Consider the following 3557-nt stretch of genomic DNA (forward strand, 5'->3'; position numbering starts at 1 on the left):
CGTCGGGCGGTTCGCTACAATGGCCGCTGTCACCTTTTTGCAAACAACCTGCCCTTGGACTTCGAGACTCCTCCCGGCCTGTCGGTCGACGCCGGCGGCCAGGGCCAGACGGTGCGCCTGTACGGACAGTGGACCGCGCTCGCGCTTGCACGCAATCGCGGCGCGGTGGCGCGCCGTGTCGCGAGCATCGCGTCCGGGCGCGTGAGCGAATGGGATCTGTCCGGCATCGAGCGGCTCGACCACGTCGGCGGCCAGGCGCTGTGGCGCGTGTGGGGCCGCAAGCTGCCGGCCGGTGTCGCGTTGAGCGCCACGCAGCGCACGATCTTCGAGCGCATCGAGCGGCTCGACAGCGAGCGCGAGGCGCCCGAGCGCGTCGTGCGCTACGATCCCGTCACGCGGCTCGGCCAGGCGATCTTCGGATTCGGCGAACACCTGCAGGGCGGCATCGCGATGTTCGGCCTCGTGATCCTCGATGCGCTGTCGGTGCTGCGCCGTCCGAAGACGATGCCGTGGAAGGAGACCTCGGCGAACATCTACAGCGCCGGCGCGCAGGCGCTGCCGATCACCGCGCTCGTCGCGTTCCTGATCGGCATCGTGCTCAGCTACCTGTCCGCACAGCAGCTGCAGATGTTCGGCGCGAACCGCTACATCGTGAACATCCTCGGGCTGTCGGTGATCCGCGAGCTCGGCCCGGTGCTGTCGGCGATTCTCGTCGCGGGCCGCTCGGGCTCGGCGATCACCGCGCAGATCGGCGTGATGCGCGTGACCGAGGAGCTCGACGCGATGCGCGTGATGGGCATCCCGCACGGGCTGCGGCTGATCCTGCCGCGCGTGCTCGCGCTCGGCATCGCGATGCCGCTGCTCGTGATGTGGACCAACATCATCGCGCTGACGGGCGGCGCGCTCGCCGCGAAGCTCGTGCTCGGGATCGACGTCAACTATTTCGTGCGCTCGCTGCCGGGCGTCGTGCCGATCGCGAACCTGTACATCGGGGTCGGCAAGGGCATCGTGTTCGGCATGCTGATCGCGCTGGTCGCCTGCCATTTCGGCTTCCGGATCAAGGCGAACTCGCAGAGCCTCGGCGAAGGCACGACCACGTCGGTCGTGTCGTCGATCACGGTCGTGATCCTCGCCGACGCGGTGTTCGCGATCCTGTTCCAGAACGTGGGGCTCGGATGAACGCATCGAACGAAACGACCGCGCACGCCGCGGCAGTCGGTACCGGGTCGGTCGGCACCGGGCCAGCCGCGGCGGCCGATACCAGCGATCTCGTGATCGAGGTGCGCAACCTGACCAAGCGCTACGGGCGCAACATCATTCACCAGAAGCTCGACTTCGACGTGAAGCGCGGCGAGATCGTGTCGATCGTCGGCGGCTCGGGCTCCGGCAAGACCACGCTCGTGCGGCAGATCCTCGGCCTCGAGCGCCCGACGTCGGGCACGATCAAGGTGTTCGGCGAGGATACGGCGACGATCGACGACGCGAGCGCGCGGATGATGCGCACGCGCTCCGGGATGCTGTTCCAGCAGGGCGCGCTGTTCTCGTCGATGACGGTGTTCGACAACGTCGCGCAGCCGCTGCGCGAGCTCGGCCGCGTGCCGCCGGACCTGCTGCACGACATCGTGATGCTGAAGCTCGAGATGGTCGGGCTGCCGTGCAAGCACGCGTCGAAAATGCCGGCCGCGCTGTCGGGCGGGATGGTCAAGCGGGTGGGCATCGCGCGTGCGATCGCGCTCGAGCCCGAGCTGCTGTTCCTCGACGAGCCGACGGCCGGCCTCGACCCGCAGGCGTCGGACGAATTCGTCGAGCTGATCGCGACGCTGCACCGCACGCTCGGGCTGACCGTCGTGATGGTGACGCACGATCTCGACACGATGGTCGCGCTGTCCACGCGCGTCGCGGTGCTGGCCGACCGCAAGGTGCTGGTGGCCGCGCCGGTCGAGGAGGCCGCGAACGTCGACCATCCGTTCATCCACGAATATTTCCTGGGGCTGCGCGGGCGCCGCGCATTGCAGGCGCTGCCGCCCGAGCGGCGCGCGAAGCTGCCGAAGGCGGCCCTCGAACCGGCGCTGTCGAGCGTCGAGCTGTAGGCACGAAGGAATCCGCGAATGGAAAACAAATCACATGCGTTCTGGGCCGGCCTGTTCACGATCGCGCTGACGCTCGCGATCGCGGGCACCGTGTTCTGGTTCAACGTCGACCGCACCGTGCGCGTGCCGTACGACCTGCTCGCGCGCACCAACGTGACGGGGCTGTTCCCGGACGCGGCCGTGCGCTTTCGCGGCCTCGATGTCGGCAAGGTGCAGTCGATCGGCTTCGATCGCGCGCACCCGGGCCAGATCCGGATCCGCATCCTCGTCGACCACGACGCGCCGATCACGCAGTCGACCTACGGCAGCCTCGGCTTCCAGGGCGTGACGGGCATCGCGTTCGTGCAGCTCGAGGACACGGGCCGCGACCTGGCGCCGCTGCCGTCGTCGACGAAGGCGATCGCGCAGATCCCGATGCGGCCGAGCCTGTTCGACCAGATCCAGGAGCGCGGCGACGTGCTGCTGCGACAGCTCGAACTGGCCGCGAAGAGCGCGAATGCGCTGATGTCGCCCGAGATGCGCGAGCAGTTGCGCGCGACTGCCGAAAGCCTGCAGCACGCGGCCGACGGCGCCACCACGCTGACGAAGCAGCTCGGCCCGGCGGTTACCGCGCTGCCGGAAACGATGCACGAGGTGAACCGCGCGATGGCGTCGGCGAACACGCTGCTGCAGCCGAACGGGCCGCTCGTGTCGAACCTGAACAAGGCCGGGACGGCCGCGGATCGGATCGGTGTCGCGCTGAACGATCTCAACGCGCGCGTGCAGTACGACACGCTGCCGCGTTTCAACGCGCTGGCCGGCAGTGTCGGCGACGCGTCGCGGCAATTGAAGGACGTGGCCGGTGAACTTGGCCGCAACCCGCGCAGTCTGTTGTTCGGTTCGCCCGGCGCGGCGCCGGGGCCCGGCGAACCGGGCTTCGTCTGGCCGGGTGCGACGGCCGGGCAGTGACACCCATCGAAACCGGAAACATCATGCAGGAACACGCCATGCCACGAATCCTTGACCGCGCGCTGCGTCCCGCCGCGGCCGCGCTTGCCGTGCTGACACTGTCGCTCGCGGCCGGCTGCGCCGGCAACAGCGCGGTGCTGTCGAATGTCCGCTATGACCTCGGGCCGGCCACGTCGGCCGTGACCGCGGGCCCCGGCCCCGCGCTGAAGGTGCTCGACGTCGCCGCGCCCGACGCGCTCGATTCCGACAAATTCGCGTACCGCCTTGCGTATCTGGACGCGCAGCACGTGGCCGTCTATCGCGACAGTCGCTGGACCGCGCCGCCCGCGCAACTGCTCACGCAGCGGCTGCGCGGCGCGCTGTCGTCGCGCGGCACGGTGCTCGAAGGATCCGACGGCGTGCGTGCGCCGACCCTCAAGGTCGACCTGAACGAATTCGAGCAGGTGTTCGACGGCCAGTCGCAGAGCCATGGCGCCGTCACCGCGCGCGCGACGCTGACGCTGGACGGCAAGGTGCTCG

The 3557-nt window shown here is 69.3% G+C and carries 4 protein-coding genes; all 4 read left to right on the top strand.

Annotated elements, in window-relative coordinates; all coding sequences use genetic code 11:
- Nucleotides 1-54 precede the first annotated feature (54 nt).
- On the top strand, nt 55-1179 hold the full coding sequence (locus JYJ84_RS31585; protein ID WP_122946366.1) for an ABC transporter permease: 1125 nt from the start codon (nt 55-57) through the stop codon (nt 1177-1179).
- Nucleotides 1176-2090 carry an ABC transporter ATP-binding protein gene (locus JYJ84_RS31590; protein WP_122946365.1) on the top strand — a complete coding sequence of 305 codons (915 nt, stop codon included), beginning with the start codon at nt 1176-1178 and terminating at the stop codon, nt 2088-2090. The genes JYJ84_RS31585 and JYJ84_RS31590 overlap by 4 nt, the downstream gene beginning before the upstream one ends.
- Nucleotides 2091-2108: 18 nt before the next feature.
- Nucleotides 2109-3038, top strand: coding sequence for an MlaD family protein (locus tag JYJ84_RS31595; RefSeq protein ID WP_122946364.1), 930 nt, complete (start codon nt 2109-2111; stop codon nt 3036-3038).
- Between the two features lie 38 nt (nt 3039-3076).
- On the top strand, nt 3077-3557 hold a 481-nt coding region (locus tag JYJ84_RS31600), incomplete at its 3' end, for an ABC-type transport auxiliary lipoprotein family protein (protein ID WP_205185758.1).

This window comes from Burkholderia sp. LMG 13014 (assembly GCF_905232215.1).
In the GTDB taxonomy this organism is placed as follows: domain Bacteria; phylum Pseudomonadota; class Gammaproteobacteria; order Burkholderiales; family Burkholderiaceae; genus Burkholderia.